This window comes from Aquiflexum sp. (assembly GCF_977115555.1).
The window spans coordinates 1-3,512 of the sequence record NZ_CDSBKL010000409.1 but is presented as its reverse complement, the minus strand read 5'-3'; the positions used below and the strand labels follow the sequence as shown (position 1 = coordinate 3,512).

The following is a 3,512-nucleotide window of genomic DNA, read 5'->3' as shown; positions in this document are numbered from 1 at the left end:
GATTTAACCCGAATTATGCATTAGAATATGTAAAAGGTAGGCTTAGGTTGGAGATTTGAGAGAATATTCCATCCATCCAAGGCCTTCGTTTATTGGGTAAAGAGATTTTGAGGACTTTTTTATTGGCATGTGAAGCAGTCCATGCTCCTAATGCAAAGCAATAGGATCTAAGTGTGCCCAAGGTTGCCCGGTTGTGATGGTTGAGTGCAAAATGTCGGAACAGACTCATCAGATTATAGGCCACCATGATGAATCTAAAGGATGCTTCGGTTGCCCAGAAGTCCTGTAGGCAGAAGTTTTCCAAACCAAAATCATATTTTAGTTCCTTTATTCTGTTTTCACAGTCTGCCCTGCTGTTGTACATGTTCCATATCTGATCTAGGGGCAGATCCAGGTTGGTTACATAGCAGCTGTATCGATAGCCCGGCTCGTCTTCAAAGAGCATTTTACCTGCGGCGTTTGGCCTGATATCGATTTGCTTTTTGACCAGGATATATCTTCTGGGCTTTCCGTTTTCATGGCTAAACTTCATCTCACTGAGTTCGATGCCTTTGGTCAATCTGACCCAGTCTTTGATAGCCCAGACTTGACTTTTTACATTGGGATACATTCTCACGGCCATGATGTAATTGAGTTCCTGTTCTTCCAGATAGGACATCAGTTCTTCGGTATAAAACCCACTGTCTGCACGAACAAGACCGATTTTCTTGTCTTTGAGTACCTCCTTGAAGGTTTCTTCCATAAACTCCTTGCAACTGCTGCTGGCAGCCGTATCTCCCGGACGCAGCCAAGCATTAGCCACCATGCGGGTCTGCTCCACAAAAGCCATCAAAGGGTGGTGAGAATTCCTGCCGCGTTTGTTGGGATTGTATCCTTTGGCACTGCCTTGCTGATCTCCGTAGCGAGTGATGACCGTACTGTCAAAGTCTACCGTGAGGCTCCCGATATTCATCTGATCAAAAAACCAGTGCTGTAACCCGGGGAAAATCTCCGTGTTGAGTGCCTGGGAAAACTTTCCGAAAAATCGGCTGTAGGTGCTCTGGGACGGCATAGCGTCCCAACCGAATATGGATTGAAGAACCTGATCATAACGCAACCAGTCACAATGAATGTAACGGCTCGCTCCCGTCCAGATGCCGAGCCAGAAAGATTCCACGATCTGCTTTGGATCGTATCCCCTGTTTGATCCCGGTTGAGGAAGATTAAGCTGTTCCAACTTTTCCCGAATCCCTACCTGATCAATAAATCGCTTCATCATACTCATCCCCCCAAATGGGGTGACTGGCTTAGAGCTATATTCAATTGGAAGGTTTACCATTTTGGTGATATGCTTCATACTCCTAAAAAAGACTTTAAACCAAAATTTAACCACTTTTCAACTAAATGCGAAATCCTATTGCATAATCACGGTTAAATAAAGTCGATGCTCTGAATTTAATCCCACCATTCCTTAGGGAAAGGATTTCCATACAATTTAGGATACAATAGGTGGGATATTGTTTGAAATTCCATTAATTTAATCCGGAGATATGATTTCAAATGGTTTCAAGAATACTGGGTTTCTTCTGCTTTATTTTATTTTTTTATTCCTGTAGTCCGGATCTTCCCGAGGAAGTTCAGGTAGCCTATGAGGAATTACCTGAATCTGTTGATTTCAATATCCATGTAAAGCCGATTTTGTCGGATAAATGCTTTGCCTGTCACGGGCCTGATCTGGCAGCACAAAAAGCAGGGTTGAGTTTGCATACTCCTGAAATGGCTTTTGCAGGGCTAAAAGACTCTCCCGGCAAAGTCGCCATCAAAGCGGGCAGTCTCCGAAACAGTGAGCTTTTTCACAGGATCATCTCCGAAGATCCGGAATATCGGATGCCTTCCCAAGAATCAAATCTTACCTTAACCCCAAGAGAAAAGGCTATCTTGATCAAATGGATTGAGGATGGGGCTGAATACAAAAAACATTGGGCCTTTATTCCTCCCCAAAAACAGGAACCTCCAAAAGTCAAGAATCAATCATGGATCAAAAATCCCATTGACCATTTTGTCTTAAACAAACTCGAACAGGAAGGAATCAAACCATCTACTGAGGCGGATAAGGAAACACTCCTGAGAAGATTAAGCCTCGATTTGACCGGCCTGCCACCAAGCCTTGCTGAGATAGATGCTTTTCTGGCAGACCAATCAGATGACGCCTATGAAAAGCAGGTTGACAGGTTGCTCAATTCGGAGCATTATGGAGAAAAGATGGCCATGCATTGGATGGATATTGCACGATTTGCCGATACCCATGGCTACACTGTAGATCGGTATCGGGATGCATCGCCCTATAGGGATTGGGTAATCAGGGCTTTTAACCAAAATCTTCCCTATGACCAATTTATCACCCATCAGTTGGCAGGAGACCTTCTTCCCAATCCGACAAAAGAACAGTTGATTGCGACGGCATTCAATAGGATTCATCCGCAGAATATGGAAGGTGGAATTGTGGAAGAGGAATTTCGGGTAGAATATGTGGTGGACCGAACTAGTACCATGGGGCAGGCTTTTATGGCTTTGACATTGGGTTGTGCGCGATGTCATGACCATAAATACGATCCCATTTCCCAAAAGAATTTCTTTGAAATGAGCAGCTTTTTTAATCAGGTAGATGAGGCAGGGCAGATTTCATGGGATGATGCCATGCCGGTGCCGACGATGCTTTTAACCGATCAAAAGAAAGATGAAATGCTTTCATATATGCTTTCCCAAAAAAACAGGGAGGAAGAGGAGCTGAAAATAGTTGCAGAGAAAGAAGAAGAGGCATTTCAGGCTTGGCTGACATCCAAAGACTTTCAAAAAATTGCCAAACTGGATTTTCCGGTCAGTCGTACTGCTTTCTATTCCTTTGACCAATACTCTATTCAAAACCAACTTAATCCTTCCCAAAAAGGAACAATGGAAAGCAGTGAGGTCAAAAACCAGAAACCTGTCTATGTAGATGGCTTTAGAGGAAAGGGGATAAAACTCAACGGAGATGCTTGGTTGGATTTGGGTGGTTCAGGGATATTTTCGAAAAGCGAACCTTTTTCTGTAAGTATTTGGATTTCTGTTCCAAAGACTTTGACAGACGGAGCGATTTTCCACAAGGGTTCAGGCGCAGTGCTTTATAACTGGCGCGGGTATCACCTCAGTCTCAAAAACAACCGCTTGGAATTGCTTATGGCGCACACCGCTCCCTACAATGCCATCACCAAAGTCACCGAACAGAACATTCCCCGTGACCAATGGATCAATCTGGTCATGACTTATGACGGTTCTTCCAAAGCAAATGGACTTAAAGTTTTTCTTGACGGGCAGGAAATGGCAACTAAAACTACACATGACAACCTGTACAAAGACATCCTTTTTCAAGGCGGACAGCCTGGCTTGCAGGTTGGGGCAGTGTGGCGGGGTAAAGGCCTCAAAGACGCTTTGGTAGATGAAGTCAGTGTTTATGACAAAGAGCTTTCACCTTTGGAGGTCTTGCAGATTGCCAA

Annotated in this window: 2 protein-coding genes; one reads left to right on the top strand and one right to left on the bottom strand. The window is 44.1% G+C overall.

Translation table 11 applies throughout. The features are described 5' to 3' along the window. Positions 1 to 13: 13 nt before the first annotated feature. Complete coding sequence (locus ACZFYI_RS17485; protein ID WP_462525413.1) at positions 14 to 1,336, bottom strand: IS1380 family transposase; 1,323 nt, start codon at positions 1,334 to 1,336, stop codon at positions 14 to 16. 203 nt (positions 1,337 to 1,539) lie between these two features. On the opposite strand from ACZFYI_RS17485, the gene ACZFYI_RS17480 reads away from it, so the two are divergent. After that, a partial coding sequence (locus tag ACZFYI_RS17480) for a DUF1549 domain-containing protein (RefSeq protein WP_462525412.1) occupies positions 1,540 to 3,512 on the top strand: 1,973 nt, incomplete at its 3' end.

Bases quoted from the DNA above. Each gene is read 5' to 3' on its own strand.
- ACZFYI_RS17485 (WP_462525413.1), bottom strand. From the start codon at position 1,336: ATGAAGCATATCACCAAAATGGTAAACCTTCCAATTGAATATAGCTCT.